This window comes from Pusillimonas sp. ANT_WB101, assembly GCF_008369125.1.
Classification (GTDB): Bacteria; Pseudomonadota; Gammaproteobacteria; order Burkholderiales; family Burkholderiaceae_B; genus Allopusillimonas.
In genome coordinates this window covers 541314-562487 of the sequence record NZ_VOAY01000001.1, presented here as the reverse complement: position 1 = coordinate 562487, position 21174 = coordinate 541314, and the positions used below count along the sequence as shown (strand labels likewise).

Sequence of the window (21174 nt, the reverse complement as noted above, 5' to 3'; positions counted from 1 at the left end):
GATTCCCGCAAATAGCGCCACTGGAGTAAAAAAATGGCGAAACCGTCATTTTTAAAATGTGCTACATTGTAGCTCTTAATAAATCGTGCTACATTGTATGTCACGATAGGAGTGGCAAATATGTCGACCAAACCCACGACGACAATACGCATAGACTTAGACGTTAAGAAACGCGCCAACGAGGTGTTCAATGAGATTGGCATCGGCATGTCGGCCGCGATTAATACCTTTCTCAAAGCGGTGGTTCGCGAGGGCAGCATGCCATTTGATATACAGATTGAACGTCCAAAATCACACTCGAAAGCCGGAAATGCGACACTTAATCGTGCGTTTATCGTCAAGAAGGATGATTTCTACACGCAGTACGAGGACGTAGCTAGAGAAATGCTGAAGCATCGAGAGCAACTGAAGGGAAAGACCATACTTTGTAACTGTGACGATCCTTTTGAGTCAGCTTTCTTCCGGTTTTTTGTGCTTCATTTCGACAAGTTGGGGCTAGCGGGGCTGACGTCCACCTGCTACGCGGGCTCCCCAATCGCGGGGCGGGAATATCCATTAGAGGGAGTAACAGGCGCCTACAAGGCTGTAGTAACCGAAGTACCTGACGAGCCTCTGGTGAGGCCAGACGGTTCGTTGGATTTAGAGACCTTGTTTGCCATGCCGGGCAACTCTCTAATGTATCTCGCTGGTGACGGCGATTTCCGGTCCGACGAGTGCGAGGCCTTGCTTACGGAGGCCGACATAGTGGCTACCAATCCACCTTTCAGCCTCTTCCGTGAGTACATAAGTTTGCTAGAGCGTCACGAAAAGGACTTTATTATCCTTGGGAACATGAACGCTACAACATACAAGGAGGTCTTCCCCCTCTTCCGAGACAATAAAGTTTGGTATGGGGAATCCATCCGCTCCGGTGATCGCAAATTTAATGTGCCCGATAGCTACCCGCTAAACGCCGCTGGCTGCGGTATTGACGAGAGAGGACGCCGCTTCATCCGGGTGAAAGGCGTGCGCTGGTTCACTAACTTGGATATTAGCAGGCGGCACGAGCCCATAGCATTGACCCGGCGCTACACCCCGGAAGAATACCCACGTTACGAAAACTACGATGCTATCGACGTTGGGCGCACTCAAAATATTCCGGTCGACTACGACGGGATTATGGGTGTGCCGATCACGTTCCTCGACAAATACAGTCCCGATCAGTTCGAGATCGTTATGCTTGCCAACGGCAATGCACGCACCAACGTATTATCCAATACCCTTAAAGAGGTAGGGTATCGTCCCCATTCTGAGGATAGGGGAGGTGTTGGCATCATCAACGGCCGGCGCGTTTATGTACGAATTCTGATCCGCAGGAAGTCTTTGTGAGATACGGAATGCGGGTACCCTGTGCGTATCAGGGAGGTAAGCAGCGCGTCGCGGCTCAGATCGTCGATTTTCTTCTAGAGGCCGCTCCTGGGCCCAATTCTCGATTCTACGACCTATGCTGCGGATCTGCCGCGGTGTCCATCGAACTGGTTAACAGAGGCGTCGCCCCTTCACGCATTTGCATGCTCGACATTAGCTCTTGGGGCTCCTTCTGGTCAGCCATCGGCTCCGGTACGTTCAATATGGACGCTTTTGATCAGTTTTTATCCGATTTGCCGAGTGATAAACGCGATTTAAAGGCTTACATGTCAGCGCTATCGGCGCTACCAGTGGGTGATCATGAAATAGAACTTTATCCATTGCTTCAGGCCTGCTCATTTGGAGGGAAGCAAATTTGGCGCAATGGAGAACGTTGGGCGAACGCGTTCTTCCGGGACTACTGGGAGCCAACCGCGACTAGCATACGTCGCAGCCCTGCCAATCCGATGCAACCCTCTCCGACGGAGCTGCGTCGCCGAATCGATGCGCTCGTGAACGGAATGAAAGGAGTGACCTGTCTCAACATAGATATCATGTCGGTTCTTAGTGATCCGTTTCCCAAGGATGCTGTCGTGTATGTAGACCCGCCATATCAAGGCACGACGGGGTATGCATTTGGCTTCGACATAACGTCGTTTATAAGCCGCTTCTGCGAAGTAAATCAGGTCCCGTTGTTCATTTCCGAAGGAGTCCCTTTGAGTGACAACGCCTTAATGCTCACATTCGGTGGAGCAAAGGGTGGCATTAGCGGGACACGGAAGGAGAAACACCAAGAATGGCTAAGTCGCTTTTAGAGCAGCCCAAGCCGCTTGGCATTCGTTGTCGACCCGTTTCGAGCCAAGACACTTGAAGCCTCCATGAAATTATCAAGTTCAGATTCGGGGAATACGGACAAGAAGTAGTAATCATCCCTGATTTTAGTAAAGGTGATTATCTTTTCAACCAAGTAGGGCGCATTATCTTTGGCTCTAAAGGCGTCAGTGATCCTCATTCCAGCAGAGCTAATTCCCTTGATCTGGAGCCGCCACGTACCGTTTGCTCTGTCTCCAACAGGAAAAAGTATTGTGTTGCCTGTATAGTCAATCCCTTCGAAGTTGAGGGTGATGTTTTTAATCTGATCGGTAGCTGTAGGATTTAAACCGAAAAACTCGACTCCACCGCGCATGAACCCTGGGTCGTCAAGGTCAAAAGGGGTGCCTTTAGGGTCTCCGCGCTCGACCAAGGACTTCATTGAAAGATCAAGGATATTTCGTGATCCGCCAGTCAATTTCTTGGTTTCAAACCAAATAGTCTGCGCTTCGTCACTGAGCGTGACTAAGATAGGTCTCGAAGGGCCCACGGAAACCCCGACCGTCTTCTCGTTGCTCGGTTTGGCGACGCGAGGTAGCTTTGCTGGAGCACCATTCCCGAATAGACGTTCCCCGATTCCACTCTGTGTAGCAGCCTTAGCTCGGCGCACTTGCTCGCCGACTTCTTTAAATATATAGCCGTTGTGGAGAAGCTTATCTATGTCGTCTTGTGCAAGAATCGACATGAATGAATCTTTGAGCGAAGACAGCTCCCCGATGTAGCCGTCCGTCTCTGTTAGTATCTGCATCTCATGGACATTCGAAAGATCTACCGGGATCAGTACTGAGCTTTCGAAATTGGTCCACAAGCCGCCGCCGGTGAGATTATGTGAGCCAATAACTATCAGCCCCTTATCCTTCCCTATAAACTGATAGATCTTTGTATGGAATGTTTGGCCTTTTTCAGAGTGCACAACATTCAAGGAGTTGGTATGAAGTCGCAAAGCTGTAAGGGCCTCGTACGACGTCCCGCCAAGGTCAACCCCCACGAAAGCATTTACTATTCCGCCACGTTCCCTGAATCTTTGGAGCGAATCCTTGATTCTGAGGACACCGCTGTTCTTTGCGAAAGCGACTACGATATTCAAAGTATGGTAATCCGGTGAGTCGAGCAGCTCGATCAGACGGTCTCCAAGCTGTCCGGTAAAGGGCTGGTTCATCAGCTCCATTAAGTTTTCCTTTAAAGACTGACACTCGATGAAAGCGAGGCTTGAAATCAAGCCGAGACTGCGACCGCTGCCAAGCTGACAGTAAACTGCACCTGTGAAATTTCCGCGTTTGCCCGATTGTAGCCAAAGACACCTGACCCGACTCGAAGCGGATATTGGGCGTGATAATCATAGCTTAGGCGGAGATCACGATTATTTGAGCGGAGATTTTGCGTCTTGTGGCTGCCGCCTTCGAATTGGGGAAATACGTTGCCCAGCACGCATCCTACCCGGAAATACGAGCACAGCAGCCCGCAAGGACACCGAGCGTCCAAATCCACGAATCTAGTTTGGGACACCAGCTGTTGCAGGCAATACAAATCGCTGTACTCGTTGTACTCACTGTACCCAGTGATAGGAAGAAGAGCTAGATTCACGATCGCTTCAAGTATCTATGTCAGCAGGGTCGGCGAGAATGCTGCCCGAGATGCAATACATCCACACCGCATCTGCAGAGTGAGGTAGGCGTTTTTTCTTAGTCAAGCGTCCTGCATCGTGTCGCAGCAAGCCTCGCTCTTCCAAATCCCGTAAGACCTTATGATGATCCAGGCCAGCACAGACAGACGAACGAAACTTCTCAGGCCAAACGAAAAAAAGGTATTGACCATGAACAAATTCGGAGTATCCGAAAGCGCTTGCGCCACTATACCCGTCACTGCAAATGCTAATAAGTTTTGAATGATAGGCTTGGAACCATTCTCGCACCTGCAGAAAGGATTTGTCTCGTTCACTGCCATGAACAGCGGCATCCTTCGCCCATGCGTCAAATACGCGTATGGGCGCAATGATATCGTTCCAAGATAGGTTCGGGAGAATCTCATTCTCTGAAGCTATGTACAAGGCCATATAGGCAAGCACAAAGCGCTTTGCTGCCCGCGAAATAAATTCTGGTGTGTCAGTCGGAATTTGCAGCATACTGATGGTTGAGCCGAGGTCAGGATCTCGGGTTTTATCTCTATGAACGATGCACTTAATCCACGCCTCCCAAACGACCCCGTGATGATTCTCTACCGCCGATTTGGCGGCCTCAGCAAACGCCTTCGAGGAGCTGTAACCGTTCAAGTGATCAAAGGCATCTCCAAGCAAACCGGTCGTTACGGGGATATCAGCCCATCTAGCTCGAAGCCCCAGATCTTCAGTATCTCCCGCTTCGTTCAAGCGCGACATCAATGACATTTCCGCCGTACTTATCACGTTCAATGCCCAATGCCTGATCGCCCTTTGACTTCCATCACCCCGGGCTCTTACCTTGCCCTGCCCGTTCGCAATGGAGTAAATAGTCTGTTTTAGAATTTTGGCGTCTATGTGGCGCAACTCGTCCAAGATCAAACATGAATCATTTGCACTCTGAGCTAGAGGTTCGAGTCCATTGCTAGTCGCGCGCCAAGTATTGACTGCACTATTTCCATTCCCGTCAGGCGGGCCCATTATGGAAGCTGCCAGATTGGCACACGTCGACTTACCTTTCGATGTTTGACCAAAAAGATTAATAAAACCTGACTCGACCCCATGCTCTCTAAGTAGTGCCCCCGACAACAGCCAACCGACAAGCGTCAGTGGAATGGTGTTATTGACAATAAATGGGCCTACATTAGCTTTCCAGCTTTCTAAACTGCCTTTGTGGGGGTAAGGAGTCTCTCCAAGAAAATGTAAGCTGGGTGCATTCTCCGAGAAGCTAATAAGCCCTTGCCGAGTGACATATCCGGCACCGCACCAGCCCGTGCGCCGAGTAATGAGGCCGTCGAGTTTCTGAATCGAGAGATCAGAAAGCGACTGGACAAACTCCTGTTCGTATTTTGCAGGCGGTTTGAGCGGTAGCGGCAGCCCCTCGCGTAACAAGGCTTTGTAATGATCCGCATCCCGCCGTATTGCCACTTTTTTCTTGCTATGGAAAGTGACGAGGGTGTGCGCACTTCCGTCATCATCAAAACACAGTTGCGCGTCTCTTACCATCATGGACGCGATGGTGGATGATGTGGCTGCGCTTCTTGAGTGAGCTTCAGGAGCTCTCAGTACGGTGGAAGAGCTCGTCGCAGCACAGTGATCAGGTATAGGGAACGCTAGCTTTTTCGTTGGGGCTATTGTTTCTTTTTTGATTGACATATCGGCATTCCAGAAAATAAAACGAAGCCCATGGCTTCATGCAGTGTACTTACGCAACTGCGACTAAATCGAGTTACGCGGGCGACCAGTTTTCTTACCCCTCGTCACTACTACATCTGTACTCAAGCTCCGAAAATATTGCTTCATTGTTCCCGCCCTCCATGCCTTAGAGCGCTTCAATCGAATGGGTGCCGCGGATGGGAAATCCTTCTTCCGGCGAGCGAGGCACCTCAAAGCTTCACGCGAAATACCACCTAGTAACAAGCACACTTCATCCGCAGTAATCAGAGCATCGTCTGGGATTGACTCAAACTCTGTTCGGAAATCCTTATACGGCCTAATTGTTGGTCTCGTATCCATTATTAACTCCAAAAAATAAATTAGATCTCATTGTCGGAGCAAGGCAAAACAAGGTAAAGTACTAACAAACTTGGTATTACGAGACTTTTTTGTACTATGAACGAACCGCACAAAACGAAACGACATGGCAGGCCGCCTTCTGCCAACAACCCGAATCACGCATCTAAAGTGCGCCGTCAGAAGGAGATATTGCTGGAAATACAACTTCAGAGCGGAAAGACCGCTTCGCAGTTGGAGCGGGAACTATGCGGCGGTGCAAATTACGAAGACGGCAACGCTGGAAAAAAGTGGAGGCGTTGGGCAAGTGGAACTCTCTGTACTTCGCTGGGTAAGATAATTGAGAAAGCGGAAAAGAAAGGGTATTTCAGCGAGAGAGCACGACAGATAGCACGGGCAAACGTCAATGACTCAAAGTTTCTGAACGAAACACTACCAAAGTGCATTAAGCATGAGTCGGCCAGAGTTGCTCTAGAGAAGGCTCTGCGAGATTTTGAATGCCTGATAGAAGGCACTCTTGCAAGCGATGACGCGCACATGTTGAAGGTTCCTCTAACTTCCGAAGAAAAAGATGAGCAAGACCTTCTAGATTTCGAGCATGACGTTGATGGAACTGAGTACGCCCTACTCCACTTGAAGCCTGTAGATGCCCCCTCTCTGCGCGCGATGCTCAGCGATGTGAAGAAATTGACCGAGGTTTGCCTGTACCCGGCAAAGCCTAGGGTCAAAGACCCGAGCAAGACCAATGGTTATTTCGACTTTTATAATTGATCGTCCGTCGCTACAATCCTGCGACAAACAGACGCAACAACTTGCCTCATTGCGACTTATCCGTACGCATTGCGAAAGAGTTGCCTTGCGTGCCGTACCTTGCTTTGCTACACTCTATGTACGGTGCTTAGTTTGGCGTTGGTCAGAATCATAATCCGCAGGTCCCCTGTTCGAATCAGGGATGCGCCACCAAGAATACCAAGGGGTTACGTGAAAACGTAACCCCTTTTGCTTTGGTCGTATGTTAGGTTTTATGTGAGCCATCTCATATAAAGGCGTTTTATCAGCCGCTCGATATCGCAGGCTCAGTTGCGTGGGCCGTTTACCAGCAGTCTAGAAAAAAAACTGATTTTCGAAGCAACCCTCTACGGGCCCCGCTCCTGGCTTCACACAGTGAACCTTCAGGCCACTAAAATTGAATATAGGATACATAAATGAATACTACAGACACTGATGAAGAACTCTTGACTGCCGCCAAAAGCGGAAACCTGGAAGCAGTGATACGCTGCCTGCAGGCTGGCGCGACCAAGCAAAACGTGGCATTAAATATTAGTGCGGATCAAGGGCATCTTCCAGTAGTTCAACACCTTGTTAATCATGGAAGAAGCCAAGAAGAAAAAGATGAGGCACTTTGGTATGCAGCGGCAGTCAATCATTTGCCGGTAGTGCAATACTTGGTGAGCCAAGGGGCTAATTACCGTGCAAAAGACAACCGCGCCGTTGTCGTTGCCGCAGAAGAAGATAACCTTGAGGTTACGCAGTTTTTTGCTCAGCTAGGTGCTGATATCGACATTGTTGAATCTTACGGTGGGCCTGACGTTCAGGAGTGGATTCATCGCTGAGCGCTGCTTGTCCATCTAGATGCGCAACCACCAGACAGATGGAGAGCAGGTTCATGCGGCTGGTGGCTTGCCTGCCGCTATCACACGGTATGAGACGACATTCAAGCAGAAAACCAACATCAGCCACGGGCTACGCTTTATACAATCCGAAAGTTCAGAATGTATCCCGTACACGATGGCTGTTAATGATAAAAAACTGAGCCCCCTCTGCACGTCCTTTTGCCCAAAGGGACAATTGAATACGGAGGCTGTTTTTGGTGCAATCACAATATAGGACATTTGTACATTAGGCTAGTGCACTGCTAAGCCACTTGCGTATGGGTGCGTTGCCGGGCCTGATGAGCGACGGTCAAATGCCACACAGGGACCGTTTCGCGGTAAATCGATACCGTTACACCCCGGGAGAATCGCATGTACGTGTCTACAAAAAGCTTCATATTGCTTGCTTCAGCAGCCATCGTTCTTATTGCCAGCTCAGCATCGGCCCAAGACAGGCATGCCTACTTCGGCCAGACCCACCAGCACACAAGCTGGTCACTGGATGCCTACATCCTCGGAAATACTGCGACAGGCCCGGAAGAGGCTTACCAGTATTCGCTAGGGCAGACGATAAAACATCCCGCCGGATACAACATACAAATCAAAACGCCGCTCGACTTCCAGGGCGTCACTGATCACGCCGAATACGTCGGTGTCATCAGGTTGGCAAATGACCCGAACTCACCCATCAGCAAGCTACCAATCGCTCAGAAGCTTCGTGTATCCAAAGACAATACGGTGACGCAGATATTCCAATGGATGGCCGGCAGCATTGCAAGCGGCAAGCCCATCAAGGAATTGCTTGATCCCTCGATAATCAACTCGGTATGGGCGCAGAACATTGCCATTGCCGAAAAATACAACAAGCCAGGCGAGTTCACCACGTTCTGTTCCTATGAGTGGACAGCGATGCCGCAGAACCAGAACATGCATAGAAACGTCTTCTTCGAGGGCTGTAAAAATCTTCCCACTGCACCGTTTACGGCGATCGACTCAGACCATCCCGAAGACCTGTGGAACTGGATGGACACCCAACGCAAGAACGGTACCGAACTGTTGGCGATCTCGCACAATGCCAACCTGTCAAATGGCCTCATGTTTCCAATCGAACTCGACAGCAAAGGCAGGCCGATTGATGCAGCATGGGCGCAAGAACGCCTGAAAAACGAGCCGTTAACCGAGATCAAACAGGTCAAGGGCGCGTCGGAAACTAATCCGGCTCTGTCGCCAAATGACGAGTTCGCGAACTTCGAAATCATGAACTATCTGATCGGCCTCGACAATAGCTTTTCGAAGATGCACGGAAGTTACATCCGTGAGGCGTACCAGAATGGTTTAGCTATGCAGTCAGCGCGAGGCTACAACCCCTACAAGATGGGCATATTGGGTGCCAGCGATTCGCACAACACTGCATCCTCGTATTCACAGTCCAACTACTTTGGCGATCACGGTTTTGCCGACGCTACCCCCGAAGCCAGACTTGCAGGAAACATCCTTTCGGGCATGGATATCTTGAAAACAGGAACATCTGGTTTGGGTGGGGTTTGGGCGGAAGAAAATACGCGCGAGTCGATTTTCGCTGCGATGCAGCGCCGGGAGGTATTCGCAACCAGCGGGGTACGGCTCACGCTTCGCATGTTCGGCGGGTGGGGATACGACAATGACCTGCTGTCGGAAACGGGTTGGGTGCAGAAAGCCTATGCGGGTGGAGTACCCATGGGGGGTGACCTTAGCCAGGCAGATGGCAAGGCCCCGTCATTCATCGTCTGGGCCTTGAAGGACCCGGTTGACGGGAACCTTGATCGTATCCAGATTATTAAGGGATGGACCAAGGACGGCCAGATATTCGATAAAATTTATGATGTTGTCTGGTCTGGCGACCGCAAACCAGACCCTGTCACGGGCAGGCTCCCTTCAATTGGCAACACGGTCGATATCGCCAAAGCCACCTACACCAACGACATTGGCTCCGTGGAGCTGAAGACGCTCTGGACCGATCCCGATTTTGACCCCTCTCAGAACGCTTTTTATTATGCCCGGGTCATCCAGATACCTACCCCCCGCTGGAGTACGTATGATGCGGTCAAGCTCGGCATACTTCCTCCAGGCAATGCACCGGCGACCGTTCAAGAACGCGCCTGGGGCACACCGATCTGGTACACACCCACCGAAGCCGAAGAAGCTAAATCCAAATCTGGCCTTATGGTCGCTGACCTGGTCAAGAGCCAGGCAACTGCACTAGGGGATGATGAGCTCAAAAAACTTGTCTTCGGCAAGAATCTAATGATTCGCAACACCGTAACCGGCCACACATCCAATGTACTGTTCGGGTTGGATGGCAAGCGCACCGTCACCACACTCGACAGCGAGTCATCTCAAGGCGGCGACCCGCACAGCGTTTCAGGTTCGTCAGCACCCTACGAGATCAAGGACGGCCACATCGTGACAACAATTGACGGCACGCCTTTCGAATTGACGGTTTATCGTTCTGGCGACAAATACATCGCTGCACGCAACAATGAGTTTGGTCATGCCAACTATGAGCTGGCATTTGCGGCAAAGTAAGCAGGGTTGAGAACTATGAAAAAAATCGAAAACCTCAATCCCGAAGTCGCTGAGCCAGCACCCGCCCAGCACTTTACTTCGGAAGACTCAGCCACGAAGCCTTGGCGGCGCAGCGTGCTGGGTGAGCCGCTTGTGCATTTCTTCGCCGTCGGTGTGCTGGTGTTTGGCGCATATTCATTTCAACATAACGAGCCAGCGGCGCAAGATCCACAAGAAATAGAAATCAGCGCAAACGATATTCGCCAAATCATCTTCGCGTGGCTTGCACAAGGCCGAACACCGTTGACTCAGCATCAATTGCAAAGCCTGATCGATCAAAAGGTTTCAGAAGAGATTCTGTTCCGCGAAGGCGTGGCCCTCGGCCTGGATCGCAATGATGAAATCATCAAGCGCAGGGTGGCACAGAAAATGGACTTTCTGGCCGCAGATGTGGCTGCTCTGCAGGAGCCGGAGAAAGCGGAGCTCGTGAAATGGTTCTCCACACACATCGAGCAATTCACATTGCCGCCCCGCATGACATTTCGCCATTTGTATTTTTCTCCTGACCAGCGCGGCAACAATACGAGAAGCGATGCAAAAGCAGCACTCGCCGTAATTTCCGACAAGCCAACCGACTCTGCAGAAACTGCCGCAGTCGCAGACATCTTTAGTCTGCGCAGCTATGTAAGCAACGTCACTCCCGGACAAGTGATGAGGGAATTCGGCCCCTCCTTTTCCACCGAAATATTTAAGCTTGAACCCGGTGGTTGGCGGGGCCCCATTCAGTCTGGATACGGCTGGCACTTGGTCTGGATAGACGCCATAGAACCCGGTCGTGCACCGCGCTTCGATGAGGCCGAAGCAGACGTGAGGACAGCATGGCATGATGCTCAATTCATAGAAATCAAGCGCGCCGCGCTTGCAGAGATGCGTTCTCGCTACACCGTAGTCGTACCTGCCCTGGACACCATCGACATGAGCAACTTGCCTGGCACCGGCCAGGCCGCTGCCAATCCATCAGGTTTCGCGTCGCGATGAATTATTCAATTCGATCCTTACTTTCCTGCACAGGGCTATTGTTTGCACTGATGATCTGCGTGCTGACGATGCCCGCCAGCGTTTCCGCACACGAGGTGAGACCTGCGTACCTGCAGATTGATCAAGTCGGCGAGGCTCGTTTCAACGTGCTCTGGCGCACGCCACTGCTGTCGGGAATGCGACTCCCGGTCCTTCTACGGTTTTCCGACGGCATCAAACTGATGACCGAGCCTTCAGAACGGCAGCTGCCCGACTCCGTGGTTGAGCGCAGCCTCATCGAAGCACCCAATGGTCTGCTCGGGCAGCGAATAAGCTTTCTCGGGCTGCAGGCGTCGATCACCGATGTTCTGGTTCGCGTAAAACTGGCGGATGGCACGGTCACTACGTCGCTAGTCCGCCCTTCTCAGCCATGGATTGACGTTCAGCCTCAACCGGGCTTCTTTCAGGTCATGAAGGTGTTTGTGATCGAGGGGATCGAACACATTCTGTTCGGTTTTGACCATCTACTCTTTGTGCTGGCTTTGATGCTGATTGTAAGGGGCACCCGCGTATTACTCTTGACAATTACCGCTTTCACCGTTGCCCACTCGATCACACTCACGTTCGCCACGCTTGGGTGGGTATCGCTGCCATCGGGACCCGTTGAAACCATGATTGCGTTCAGTATCGTCCTGATTGCCGCAGAGATTATCAGGATGAAGCGAGGACAAACCAGCCTGACCATTAAAGCTCCGTGGGTTGTGGCCTTTGCCTTCGGATTGCTGCACGGATTCGGATTTGCAAGTGCACTGAAAGATCTGGGTCTGCCGCAAGGCGACATCCCGTTGGCGCTATTTAGCTTTAACGTTGGCGTGGAGATCGGACAGTTGATGTTCGTTACGTTGATACTTGCCACAGTCGCGTTGGTTCGAAGGTTCTTCCAAATACCACAAAAGACCGTGGTGGCTTCTGCTTATTGCATCGGGATCGTCGCGACGTTCTGGACCCTCGAGCGTATTCAGTCGGCTTTTTTGTAGCAAAGGCTTCAGTCCGGCACGGGTAGTTTGCGGCCGTCAAATGTCCTGACTCGACCGCCTGTCGCCTCCCTCACTAATCGATTAGGATATCCACGCATGGTTCAAAAACTACGCAACCACCGCATTTCTCCAGCACGCCATGTCGCAACTCCCTGGCTTTTGGCCACCATAATGACAATGGCGTCGTTGCCCGCGTTCGCCGACGAAGGCGGCGTGCCATTCTGGATGTCGGGCTCCTATTCGAGCCTGTCTGCTGTACCCGCAACGCCGGGTTGGTCGATGCCAACCATAGGCTACTATTACAGTGGCGATGCTTCAAAAAGCAAGAAGTTCGTGCGAGGCGGCGACGTCTCTGCGGGCCTCGATTCACGCATGCCGTTAGTGATCGTGCAGCCAAGCTATGCGCCTCAAACCAAATTCTTAGGCGGGCAGGCCTCGCTGGGCTTGGGCTTCGGGTATGGCAGAAACACCACGGACGCGCATATTTCGTTTCAAAAGAGTGGCACCAGGTTCAACAACAGCAGTTCAGTATCGGGTTTCACCGATCTGTTCCCGATTGCTAGCGTCGCGTGGAATCACGGCGTGCACAATTGGATGACCTACCTGACCGGCAGCATCCCGACGGGCTCTTATGACAGTTCCCGGCTGTCTAATATCGGCATTGGCCACGCCGCCATCGACGCCGGTGGTGCCTATACCTATTTCGATCCGAAAACCGGTATCGAGTTTTCCGCGCTGCTGGGCTTTACCTACAACTGGAAAAACTCCGACACCAATTACAAAAACGGCATCGACTCACATCTCGACTGGGGAGCGTCGCGCTTCTTGTCCGAAAAATGGGAGGTCGGACTCGCAGGCTATGTCTACAACCAGGTGACCGGTGACAGCGGCTCCGGTGCAAAACTCGGAGCGTTCAAATCAAGGGTTGCGGCGATCGGGCCACAGATCGGCTATGCCTTCGAAATCGGCGGCAAGCCCGCCTATGCAAACCTCCGCGCTTACAAGGAGTTCTGGGCCAAAAACCGCATTGAGGGCTACGCCTTGTACGCCACAGTGGTGATTCCATTAGGAAAATGAAACCATGCAGGTGAGGCAGTGGCAAGGCTAAAATCGCCATTACCTTTGCCCCACCCTTGCAATTACTACCTTTACTGACCATTACGCATATCAGCTTTCTTTATTAATCAGGCTCTTTAACCACGATCTCGATACTTTGATAATACGCAGCCAAATTCTCGATATCAGCCTCTGATAAATTAGCCACCATCATGGTCATCATCTCGTTGGTACGCACCCCAGATTTAAAATCGTTTAAAGCTTTAACCAGATAGATTTCATTCTGGCCTGCAAGGTTAGGCGCTTCCGGCAAGGTTGCGATGCCCTGGGGCCCATGGCATACGGCGCACTGCACTGATTTTGCGCGCCCTGCGGCCACATCAGCAGCGGCAGCTGATGCTGCCGTGCCTAGTGCGCCCAGGGCCAGCGCAGCAAGCGCCAACCCCTGAAAGACTGGCCTACTTACCTTCATACGAGATTCTATAGATTGCGCCGGCATAGTCGTCAGACACCAGCAACGATCCGTCGGGCAGCATCGCTACATCAACAGGGCGGCCCAAATATTCGTTATTGGATGTCAGCCAGCCATCGGCGAACACTTCGGTTTTGTCAGCCGTACCATCTTCCTTCAGATTGGTGAACATGATTCGGGCGCCTATAGGCGTGGTGCGATTCCATGACCCGTGCTCAGCCACAAAAATGCCACCCTGATATTTTGCTGGAAACATTTTCCCCGTGTAAAACGTCATGCCAAGATCTGCCGCATGGGGGGCCATCTCAACCTGTGGGAACACGACATCTGCTGGCGGTTCTGCGTCTTTGTATTCGACTGTGCGAACATCTCCACCGCCGTAATACGGAAAGCCGAAGTTCTGGCCCATTTTGGTAGCGCGGTTAAGTTCGCCCGGAGGGGTGTCATCGCCCATACCGTCAACCTGATTATCGGTAAACCATAACGTACCGTCTTTAGGGTTGAAATCTTGGCCAACGGAATTACGAACGCCGTACGCATACACTTCGCGATTTTTGCCGTCCCTATCCATACGGAGAATGCCCATCATGCCGTACTTGTTGTACACCTCGATTTTTTCTTTGGGCGGTACATTGAATGGGTTGCCCATGGTGATATATAACTTGTTGTCTGGGCCAATACGGCAAGTACGGGCACCGTGGTTAAAGCTTTCTTCTGCTACAGGAATCAGCTCACCCTGAGGTACAACAACGTCGGCAGCAACGTCTGGCCCGCCATAGAAAAACTCAGCCGCAGGGTACGCCATGACCCGATTATGCTCAACACTGTACAAAATGCCGTCGCGCGAAAAGCAGACACCGTTAGGAACTTTCATGGTGACCGAGGGTGCAAAGCGCGTTACAGAGTCTGCAACCCGAGTTTTTGCGCTATCAGTAACCGCCCACATTTTTGTCTTGCGTGTACCAACAAAAACAACCCCAGTAGAAGGGCCGACAGCCATATGACGTGCATCAGGTACTACCGCGTACAGACTGATTTTAAAACCATCAGGCAATTTTACGTGTTCTAAATTGCGGGCTAACGCTTCTTGTTTGGCACCTGTTTGCGGCACACTCTCGAGGTCGAGTGAAGTGCCTGTTACTTCCATATTTAACAGTTTATTTACGTTATTTTCTGCGGCATGAACCCCATAGGCCAGAGCAAAGCAAACCATACCCACAGCAATAGGGGAAACGCGTATCTTCGCATTCATTTTATGTCTCCAGTTAGCTTATTTTATGTGCCTTCCACGTAAGTAGGAACGCATCCAAATACTACTGCGATTAAAACTATTTGAATACAACTGCCTGATCAATGACGATTAAAGTTTTTATGGATAAAACATAAGAATTGCGGCCCTAGGCTATACAGCCTATGGTCGTCTCGGCTTTTATGCGTAACAGACAATCAGATGCGTCTTGGGCGCATTTATATCTAGCCAGAGTTGTTGGCGCTATCAGGTTAAGGGGTTATCGGTTTATCGGATTTATAGGATTTATAGGATTTATCGGTTTATCGGATTTATAGGATTTATAGGATTTATCGGTCTATTGGATTTATCGGTTTATCGGTTTATCGATTTATCGGAGTTACGGGAGTTACGGGAGTTACGGGAGTTACGGGAGTTACGGGATTAAAGCGGTTAAAGCGGTTAAAGGCACCGTCAGGATTACTACAGTTACTGCAGTCTCAGCGGCTGCTGCGGCCACTATAATTACTACAGCTACTGCGGTTACGGTTACGGTTACGGTTACCACAGTAATTGCGGTTACTACGATTACTTGAGCTGTTCGGGTTACTCAAGTCGTTCAAAACATTCGATTGTTCGCGCTATTGGGTGGATACTGGTTTATCAGACTTTCGGACTTGAAGACGGGTTGGTTCGAAACTGCATAACCTGCTTTCGCACAGCTGGCTTTTGCGCGTCTTCTACCGCTTGCGTGATGACGTGATGATGCGGTGACAAACTGCATACCGGGTCCGCGTTTGTCGCGTCACCCGTCAAAAGATAAGCCTGACATCGGCAACCTCCAAAGTCTTTGTGACGCTCGTCACAGCTTCTGCAAGGCTCCTTCATCCAGTCGTCGCCTCGATAGGCATTAAACGCCTGGCTTTCATACCAGATGTGCTCTATGCCGTCTGTCGCCGCATTGGGAAACGTAATACCCGGCAATTCTCGCGCGGCGTGACATGGCAGTGCAGCGCCGTCTGCCGCAATAACCAGAAAGATCGCTCCCCACCCGCTCATACAGGGTTTGGGACGCGTTTCAAAATAGTCAGGGACAACAAAAAGTATCTTGCAGGTGTCACCAATTTCGGCACGCCTTTGCTGAACCGTTGCTTCGGCCTCTTTCAGTTGATCTGCCGAGGGCAGCAGCGCTGCTCTATTTCGCAACGCCCAGCCATAATACTGGGTATTGGCGAGCTCAAGGTAATCTGCCTTCATCTCGACTGCCATGTCGATAATTTGGCCGATATGCGGCAGATTCAGACGATGCAGCACGCAATTCAACACCATGGGGTAGCCATGATCTTTGATCATCTTGGCGACTCTTTTCTTTAGCTCGAATGTTTTCGTGCTGGACAAAAAATCGTTAAGTTCGCGTGTAGAGTCTTGAAATGACAATTGAATGTGGTCAAGGCCAGCACGCTTCAGGTCAGTAAGGCGCTTTTCGGTCAAACCAACGCCTGAAGTGAGCAAATTGGTGTAAAAACCAAGCTTGCGCGCATGCTCCACAATAACTTCCAGATCATCGCGTACCAGAGGCTCTCCACCCGACAAGCCAAGTTGAACAGCACCCAACGCACGCGCTTCTTCGAGCACCTTCAACCACTGCTCTGTAGTCAGTTCAGGGCCTACGCCACTGTATTCGACCGGGTTGTAGCAAAAAACGCAGTGAAGCGGGCAGCGATAAGTCAGCTCAGCCAGTAGCCAGTATGGCGGCTGAACACCGTTATTGTTTTCGGGTCTGCTTGGCATCCAGTGTCTCCTGCAGATGCACTTCAGGTGATAATCCAGCCACGCCCTTTTGCATGTTCGACAAACGTTGCAACTTCCGCAGCAAGACCTGCGGTTTCGAACGCAACTTCTAGATCTGCGACAAGTTTTTCCAGAGTTCGCGTACCGTCACACAGTTTGAGGATTTCTGAAGCGCTTTGATTGAGCTTCACCATGCCCTCGGGGTAAAGAAGTACATAACCTTGCTGCGCTTCTTCCCACTGTAGCCTAAACGTAGCATTCATACGCAATGTTTCAGCGCCCTGTTCGAATGTTGGCATTTATGGAAACTTCCTTTCGATAGCATCCAGCATAGACCACAGTATGTCGAGTTTGAACCGCAAGATTTGAAGTGCTCGTTCTTGTTCGTCGCGTGTTTTAAAGTGGGTTAGCGTAACCTCTAGTCCATGCTCGACATCGCGCTCAGCCAAAGGTATACGAGAACGAAAATAATGCAACCCTTCGGGCTCGATCCAGTTGTAGTGATCAGGCCATGTCGTGAGCCGGTCTTTATGAATCTGCGGCGCAAACATTTCTGTCAACGAAGAGCAAACAGCCTCTTGCCACGGTGCGCGTCTGGCAAAATTTACATAAGCATCTACGGCGAAACGCACACCGGGTGCAACGTGTTCAAGCGACCAAATTTCATCCCGTGACAGCCCTGTTGCCTCACCGAGGCGGCTCCAGGCCTCGATACCGCCCGGGTTATCTTGCCAGCCATCATGATCCAGAAGTCGCAGCACCCAACGCCGGCGCGTTTCTCTGTCGTCACAATTGGACAGAATAGCCGCATCTTTGAGTGGAATGTTGATCTGATAGTAAAAGCGGTTAGCGACCCATCCACGAATTTGTTCGGGGGTGCAGCCGCCACTATTCATGCGAATATTGAACGGATGGTGAATATGATAATGGACTTCAAGTGCGCGAAGTTTGGTTTCGAATTCCACCGGGGTCCAGGCACGGCTCATCGTTGTCATCGTGTTATAGCTCAAACGTCATACCATCGGTAGCCACTTCAATTCCGTTAGCAACAAGGCTGGCTCGCTCGACGGAATCTTCACGCAGTACCGGGTTGGTGTTGTTAATATGAACCAGCACTTTGCGGGTCGGGGGTGAGCGGGTGTCTAGCCCGTTTAATACATCAATCATGCCGCCGGCACCGTGTAAAGCCAGATGCCCCATGTCTTGAGATGTTTTGGCAGAAAGCCCCAGCTGTATCATTTCATCATCATGCCAAAGCGTGCCATCCACCAGCACCGTGCTTGCACGATTCATCGCTGCAATAACATGAGGCTCAGGCTGCCCAAGCCCGGGGGCATAAAATACCGATGCATCACTTTGCGTGTTCTTGATAAACAGGCCGATGTTGTCGCCTTGCGTCGGGGCCTGACGATTGGGCGAATACGGAGGCGCCTTGCTTCGCAGCGGGATTGCCGTGATTGACACGCCTGGCAAAATATCAATTTGCATGGCGCTGCCGTCAAGCGGTATGGCGCGATGCTCAACCCCGCAATAATGCGACAATATTGACGTAATCGGGAAACCGGTCGATAAATCACGAAACACCGATTCGGTGGTGTATAGCGGCAAAGGTGTGCTGCGTTCTCGCAGCATCAATAACCCGGTAACATGATCAATCTGTGCATCCGTCACTAATACGGCAGCAATGCCCGTATCGCGCACCGTTCTTGCGGGCTGTAAAGATGGGTTATTGCGAATTTGAGCGAGTATATCGGGTGACGCATTAATCAATAGCCAGTCGTCGCCATTGACACTAATGGCAAGAGACGACTGTGTTCGCGCCTGGGCTTTGATCGTGCCGCGCCTAATGCCATCGCAGTTTGGACAGTTACAGTTCCACTGAGGAAAGCCACCGCCAGCGGCTGAACCTAATATTTTCAGCTTCATATGTGACGCGGCGGAATATAAATTCCGCCGCTTTTCCTCGTAAAATTATCGCGAAATCAGCAAAATCTATCGATTTGCAATATACATGGTGATTTCAAAACCGAAGCGAATGTCGGTATAAGCGGGAGTACTCCAAGTCATGATGTCTCTCCTGTGATAATGTAATAATACGTGTACTTAGTAGCATTCGTTGCGCACCACAACACACCTCACAACACATCTGCTATCCAGAGTCTACGGCTTCTGTCAGTGCAGTTCAAGATCTAAAACTTGAACCCTCCATAAAAATAAGCACTAATACATTCCGCAGGCCAGATACATAGCAATATGTTTCGGAAATTACCTCGGTTTCGACATAATCGCTGCTCGCTTCATTTCGTTAACTTAGGGTATACGTGTATGAATCGCATCTTCTGCTTTAATCAGGTGGGCTCTACATGACTGTTATGCACCGCACCCTGTCCGCTGGGGATGGGCATCGAATTCACATCACCACAGCGGGCTCGGCCGACGGCATTCCCATCGTCTCCTTCCATGGCGGCCCAGGGTCGGGAAGCAATGCGTCGATGCTGCGTCCATTCGATTTATCACGATTTTTGGTTGTACTGATTGATCAGCGCGGAAGTGGACGCTCTACCCCTTCGGGCCGTATCGCCCGCAACAGTACGGCATGGCTTTTGCGCGACGTTGAAGCCGTGCGTGCGCATCTGGGGATTTCAAAATGGTATGTGTTGGGCGGCTCGTGGGGTGCGACGTTCGCCATTGCCTACTCGGGAAGCTATCCTGAGGCTGTCTTGGGGCTGATACTTCGCGGCACCTTTCTGGCAAGTGGTCGGGAAGTTCGCGGTTTACTCAGTGCGTCACGCACTCGGGCTCCCCGGGCCTGGCTTGATCTGTATCGTGCCTCCGGTGCTGCTGGCTCTGACGCAATGGTGTCAGCCATGTACACCCGCCTTCGACAAGGCGGCCCCACCGCGTGGCGGGTGGCACAGGCATATAGTGCACTTGAAAGAGCGATGCTGGCACGATGCAATCGCCACATGAGCAGCCGAACCCGCCGGCAAAACACGCTGCAGCAACGCCGTCAGACAGCAAAATACCTGATACAGGTGCATTATTTGTGGAACGCATGTGGCTTGCGTGGCGGGCGGTTACCCCAACTGGCAGCGCAAGCCCACGCTCATGGCATTGTCGGCACCGCTGTGCATGGCAAAAGAGACCCGGTTTGCCCTCTCGCCAACCTAGCCTGGCTTAAAACGCATATGCCCAACATTAAGCAAATATGCGTTAATGCCGGCCACCTTGCAAGCGACCCGCCAATACACGCAGCGCTCGTTAGCGTGCTGGATGAGATCGCTCGTCAGCACGCTCCAAACGTTACTTAACCGACGCAGGCATTTTTTGCCCATAACGCGGCAGACTCTAAAGCTTCGGTGCGTAACACTGCAACATCGCCACCATACGCGTCTGCCATCCAGCTCCCGTAGACTTCCACCGTGCCAATACATCAGGCGGCAAGCGCAAGCTGATAGCCACTTTTGGGTCATTTGATTTCGGGCGGCCCCGCCTGACCAGCTTGTCGCCTTCGTACAAATCGGCCTTTTTGAATAATTCGTCGGTTAACTCAGGTGCATCATCCGGATCGACCCAAGTACTTCGCGTATTTCGCTTGTTCGCGGTCATTTGCTTTCCTCAGCTGAGTGGAAAGTATATTTTTTTCTGATCACGTCAAGATAGTCGCCATACCAAACCCCATACAAATCTTGATGCCAGTCAAGTAAATTTATATTACGATTTTCGCCAACGCTTACAATTACAAAAAATCGACGCGCGAAAAGCGGGCGATCAGCCATAACAACATAGCTCAAATACCTTTACGAGCTTATCGTGCCGAGCTTCGGAGACTGCCTTGAACAAAACGCTCTCACGCCTGCTTTTTGCGACACTGGTCTCAATAACGCTGGCATCGTGCCATAGCGGCGACAACGTCGCCTCCAGCGAGACACCCGTACAACAAAGCCCCAACATTTTGTTTATTGTGCTGGACGATCTTGGCGTCGATCAGCTACCCGTGTTCGGCTATGGCGGATTAACGCCAGCCCAAACGCCAAACATTGACGTCATCGCCCATGCGGGCGTACGTTTCTGAAATGCGTGGGCTATGCCTACATGTTCACCCGGCCGTGCCACGTTTTTCCAAGGGCGCTATCCATTTCGCACTGACGTTCTAAACGCAGTGGTTGCGCTTGACCTCGCCAATTCTCAGGTATCCCCCTACGAAATTACGACGCCAAAGCTTTTAAAGGAAAAGGGATACGCCAATGCCGTCATTGGCAAAATGCACTTATCCGGTTCGCATCTGAACCCAGCAAACAACCCACTTGGCAACGGTGTTATGCACGAGCTGGGCTGGGACTATTTTGAAGGGTACCTGGACGGTGGGCCTTACCCTATCGACAAAACCGCAGGGGGCATCAGCCCAGTGGATCAGGTTTATGGTTGCGGCTTTGTTCCCAACGCTAAGGATG

At 51.3% G+C, this 21174-nt stretch carries 20 protein-coding genes; 10 read left to right on the top strand and 10 right to left on the bottom strand.

The window, feature by feature from the left end:
* The first annotated feature begins 120 nt into the window (after positions 1–120).
* Entirely contained in the window at positions 121–1368 is a 1248-nt protein-coding gene (locus tag FQ179_RS02745; protein ID WP_149395747.1) for a type II toxin-antitoxin system RelB/DinJ family antitoxin, read from the top strand.
* A gap of 134 nt (positions 1369–1502) precedes the next feature.
* Positions 1503–2201: a hypothetical protein gene (locus FQ179_RS02740; RefSeq protein WP_223146181.1), complete on the top strand. Its 699-nt coding sequence runs from the start codon at positions 1503–1505 to the stop codon at positions 2199–2201.
* On the opposite strand, the gene FQ179_RS02735 is transcribed toward FQ179_RS02740, so the two are convergent.
* Entirely contained in the window at positions 2198–3424 is a 1227-nt protein-coding gene (locus FQ179_RS02735) for a hypothetical protein (RefSeq protein WP_149395745.1), read from the bottom strand. The two genes, FQ179_RS02740 and FQ179_RS02735, sit on opposite strands and share 4 nt — an antisense overlap.
* Positions 3425–3847: 423 nt before the next feature.
* Positions 3848–5566 (bottom strand): DUF927 domain-containing protein, encoded by a 1719-nt coding sequence (locus FQ179_RS02730; protein ID WP_149395744.1) that lies wholly within the window; start codon positions 5564–5566, stop codon positions 3848–3850.
* A 456-nt stretch (positions 5567–6022) separates the two neighbouring features.
* Here FQ179_RS02730 and FQ179_RS02725 point away from each other — a divergent pair, with 456 nt between their 5' ends.
* The 6 genes from FQ179_RS02725 to FQ179_RS02700 all read left to right on the top strand — a co-directional run bounded on the left by FQ179_RS02725 (position 6023) and on the right by FQ179_RS02700 (position 13250).
* Positions 6023–6694: a hypothetical protein gene (locus FQ179_RS02725; protein ID WP_149395743.1), complete on the top strand. Its 672-nt coding sequence runs from the start codon at positions 6023–6025 to the stop codon at positions 6692–6694.
* Between the two features lie 434 nt (positions 6695–7128).
* On the top strand, positions 7129–7536 hold the full coding sequence (locus FQ179_RS02720; protein WP_149395742.1) for an ankyrin repeat domain-containing protein: 408 nt from the start codon (positions 7129–7131) through the stop codon (positions 7534–7536).
* A gap of 411 nt (positions 7537–7947) precedes the next feature.
* Positions 7948–10140, top strand: coding sequence for a DUF3604 domain-containing protein (locus FQ179_RS02715; RefSeq protein WP_149395741.1), 2193 nt, complete (start codon positions 7948–7950; stop codon positions 10138–10140).
* Between the two features lie 15 nt (positions 10141–10155).
* Positions 10156–11157: a peptidyl-prolyl cis-trans isomerase gene (locus FQ179_RS02710; RefSeq protein ID WP_149395740.1), complete on the top strand. Its 1002-nt coding sequence runs from the start codon at positions 10156–10158 to the stop codon at positions 11155–11157.
* Complete coding sequence (locus tag FQ179_RS02705; RefSeq protein ID WP_149395739.1) at positions 11154–12173, top strand: HupE/UreJ family protein; 1020 nt, start codon at positions 11154–11156, stop codon at positions 12171–12173. Before FQ179_RS02710 ends, FQ179_RS02705 begins: the two co-directional genes overlap by 4 nt.
* Positions 12174–12269: 96 nt before the next feature.
* Positions 12270–13250 carry a transporter gene (locus FQ179_RS02700; protein ID WP_223146180.1) on the top strand — a complete coding sequence of 327 codons (981 nt, stop codon included), beginning with the start codon at positions 12270–12272 and terminating at the stop codon, positions 13248–13250.
* A 103-nt stretch (positions 13251–13353) separates the two neighbouring features.
* On the opposite strand, the gene FQ179_RS02695 is transcribed toward FQ179_RS02700, so the two are convergent.
* The 7 genes from FQ179_RS02695 to pqqA all read right to left on the bottom strand — a co-directional run bounded on the left by FQ179_RS02695 (position 13354) and on the right by pqqA (position 18787).
* Positions 13354–13701, bottom strand: coding sequence for a cytochrome c (locus FQ179_RS02695; RefSeq protein WP_149395738.1), 348 nt, complete (start codon positions 13699–13701; stop codon positions 13354–13356).
* Entirely contained in the window at positions 13688–14953 is a 1266-nt protein-coding gene (locus FQ179_RS02690) for a sorbosone dehydrogenase family protein (RefSeq protein ID WP_149395737.1), read from the bottom strand. Before FQ179_RS02690 ends, FQ179_RS02695 begins: the two co-directional genes overlap by 14 nt.
* Before the next feature lie 639 nt (positions 14954–15592).
* Positions 15593–16720, bottom strand: a complete 1128-nt coding sequence (pqqE, locus tag FQ179_RS02685) for a pyrroloquinoline quinone biosynthesis protein PqqE (protein ID WP_149395736.1) — start codon at positions 16718–16720, stop codon at positions 15593–15595.
* 23 nt (positions 16721–16743) lie between these two features.
* Positions 16744–17019 carry a pyrroloquinoline quinone biosynthesis peptide chaperone PqqD gene (pqqD, locus tag FQ179_RS02680; protein ID WP_149395735.1) on the bottom strand — a complete coding sequence of 92 codons (276 nt, stop codon included), beginning with the start codon at positions 17017–17019 and terminating at the stop codon, positions 16744–16746.
* On the bottom strand, positions 17020–17706 hold the full coding sequence (gene pqqC / locus FQ179_RS02675; protein WP_255474805.1) for a pyrroloquinoline-quinone synthase PqqC: 687 nt from the start codon (positions 17704–17706) through the stop codon (positions 17020–17022).
* Between the two features lie 13 nt (positions 17707–17719).
* Complete coding sequence (pqqB, locus tag FQ179_RS02670) at positions 17720–18646, bottom strand: pyrroloquinoline quinone biosynthesis protein PqqB (protein ID WP_149395733.1); 927 nt, start codon at positions 18644–18646, stop codon at positions 17720–17722.
* A gap of 66 nt (positions 18647–18712) precedes the next feature.
* On the bottom strand, positions 18713–18787 hold the full coding sequence (pqqA, locus tag FQ179_RS02665; RefSeq protein WP_137237098.1) for a pyrroloquinoline quinone precursor peptide PqqA: 75 nt from the start codon (positions 18785–18787) through the stop codon (positions 18713–18715).
* A 296-nt stretch (positions 18788–19083) separates the two neighbouring features.
* Here pqqA and FQ179_RS02660 point away from each other — a divergent pair, with 296 nt between their 5' ends.
* A complete protein-coding gene (locus FQ179_RS02660) occupies positions 19084–20031 on the top strand; it encodes an alpha/beta fold hydrolase (RefSeq protein ID WP_149395732.1) in 948 nt (315 codons plus the stop codon).
* A 37-nt stretch (positions 20032–20068) separates the two neighbouring features.
* On the opposite strand, the gene FQ179_RS02655 is transcribed toward FQ179_RS02660, so the two are convergent.
* Positions 20069–20329 (bottom strand): BrnA antitoxin family protein, encoded by a 261-nt coding sequence (locus tag FQ179_RS02655; protein WP_149395731.1) that lies wholly within the window; start codon positions 20327–20329, stop codon positions 20069–20071.
* 226 nt (positions 20330–20555) lie between these two features.
* Here FQ179_RS02655 and FQ179_RS22560 point away from each other — a divergent pair, with 226 nt between their 5' ends.
* Complete coding sequence (locus FQ179_RS22560) at positions 20556–20795, top strand: hypothetical protein (protein ID WP_255474804.1); 240 nt, start codon at positions 20556–20558, stop codon at positions 20793–20795.
* The last annotated feature ends 379 nt before the right edge of the window (positions 20796–21174 follow it).

What these genes read in the sequence shown, in the direction of transcription:
- FQ179_RS02745 (WP_149395747.1), top strand. Translation starts at nt 121, where the DNA reads ATGTCGACCAAACCCACGACGACAATACGCATAGACTTAGACGTTAAG.
- FQ179_RS02735 (WP_149395745.1), bottom strand. Translation starts at nt 3,424, where the DNA reads ATGGAGCTGATGAACCAGCCCTTTACCGGACAGCTTGGAGACCGTCTG.
- FQ179_RS02730 (WP_149395744.1), bottom strand. Translation starts at nt 5,566, where the DNA reads ATGTCAATCAAAAAAGAAACAATAGCCCCAACGAAAAAGCTAGCGTTC.
- FQ179_RS02725 (WP_149395743.1), top strand. Translation starts at nt 6,023, where the DNA reads ATGAACGAACCGCACAAAACGAAACGACATGGCAGGCCGCCTTCTGCC.
- FQ179_RS02720 (WP_149395742.1), top strand. Translation starts at nt 7,129, where the DNA reads ATGAATACTACAGACACTGATGAAGAACTCTTGACTGCCGCCAAAAGC.
- FQ179_RS02715 (WP_149395741.1), top strand. Translation starts at nt 7,948, where the DNA reads ATGTACGTGTCTACAAAAAGCTTCATATTGCTTGCTTCAGCAGCCATC.
- FQ179_RS02710 (WP_149395740.1), top strand. Translation starts at nt 10,156, where the DNA reads ATGAAAAAAATCGAAAACCTCAATCCCGAAGTCGCTGAGCCAGCACCC.
- FQ179_RS02705 (WP_149395739.1), top strand. Translation starts at nt 11,154, where the DNA reads ATGAATTATTCAATTCGATCCTTACTTTCCTGCACAGGGCTATTGTTT.
- FQ179_RS02700 (WP_223146180.1), top strand. Translation starts at nt 12,270, where the DNA reads ATGGTTCAAAAACTACGCAACCACCGCATTTCTCCAGCACGCCATGTC.
- FQ179_RS02695 (WP_149395738.1), bottom strand. Translation starts at nt 13,701, where the DNA reads ATGAAGGTAAGTAGGCCAGTCTTTCAGGGGTTGGCGCTTGCTGCGCTG.
- FQ179_RS02690 (WP_149395737.1), bottom strand. Translation starts at nt 14,953, where the DNA reads ATGAATGCGAAGATACGCGTTTCCCCTATTGCTGTGGGTATGGTTTGC.
- pqqE (WP_149395736.1), bottom strand. Translation starts at nt 16,720, where the DNA reads ATGCCAAGCAGACCCGAAAACAATAACGGTGTTCAGCCGCCATACTGG.
- pqqD (WP_149395735.1), bottom strand. Translation starts at nt 17,019, where the DNA reads ATGCCAACATTCGAACAGGGCGCTGAAACATTGCGTATGAATGCTACG.
- pqqC (WP_255474805.1), bottom strand. Translation starts at nt 17,706, where the DNA reads ATGAGCCGTGCCTGGACCCCGGTGGAATTCGAAACCAAACTTCGCGCA.
- pqqB (WP_149395733.1), bottom strand. Translation starts at nt 18,646, where the DNA reads ATGAAGCTGAAAATATTAGGTTCAGCCGCTGGCGGTGGCTTTCCTCAG.
- FQ179_RS02660 (WP_149395732.1), top strand. Translation starts at nt 19,084, where the DNA reads ATGACTGTTATGCACCGCACCCTGTCCGCTGGGGATGGGCATCGAATT.
- FQ179_RS02655 (WP_149395731.1), bottom strand. Translation starts at nt 20,329, where the DNA reads ATGACCGCGAACAAGCGAAATACGCGAAGTACTTGGGTCGATCCGGAT.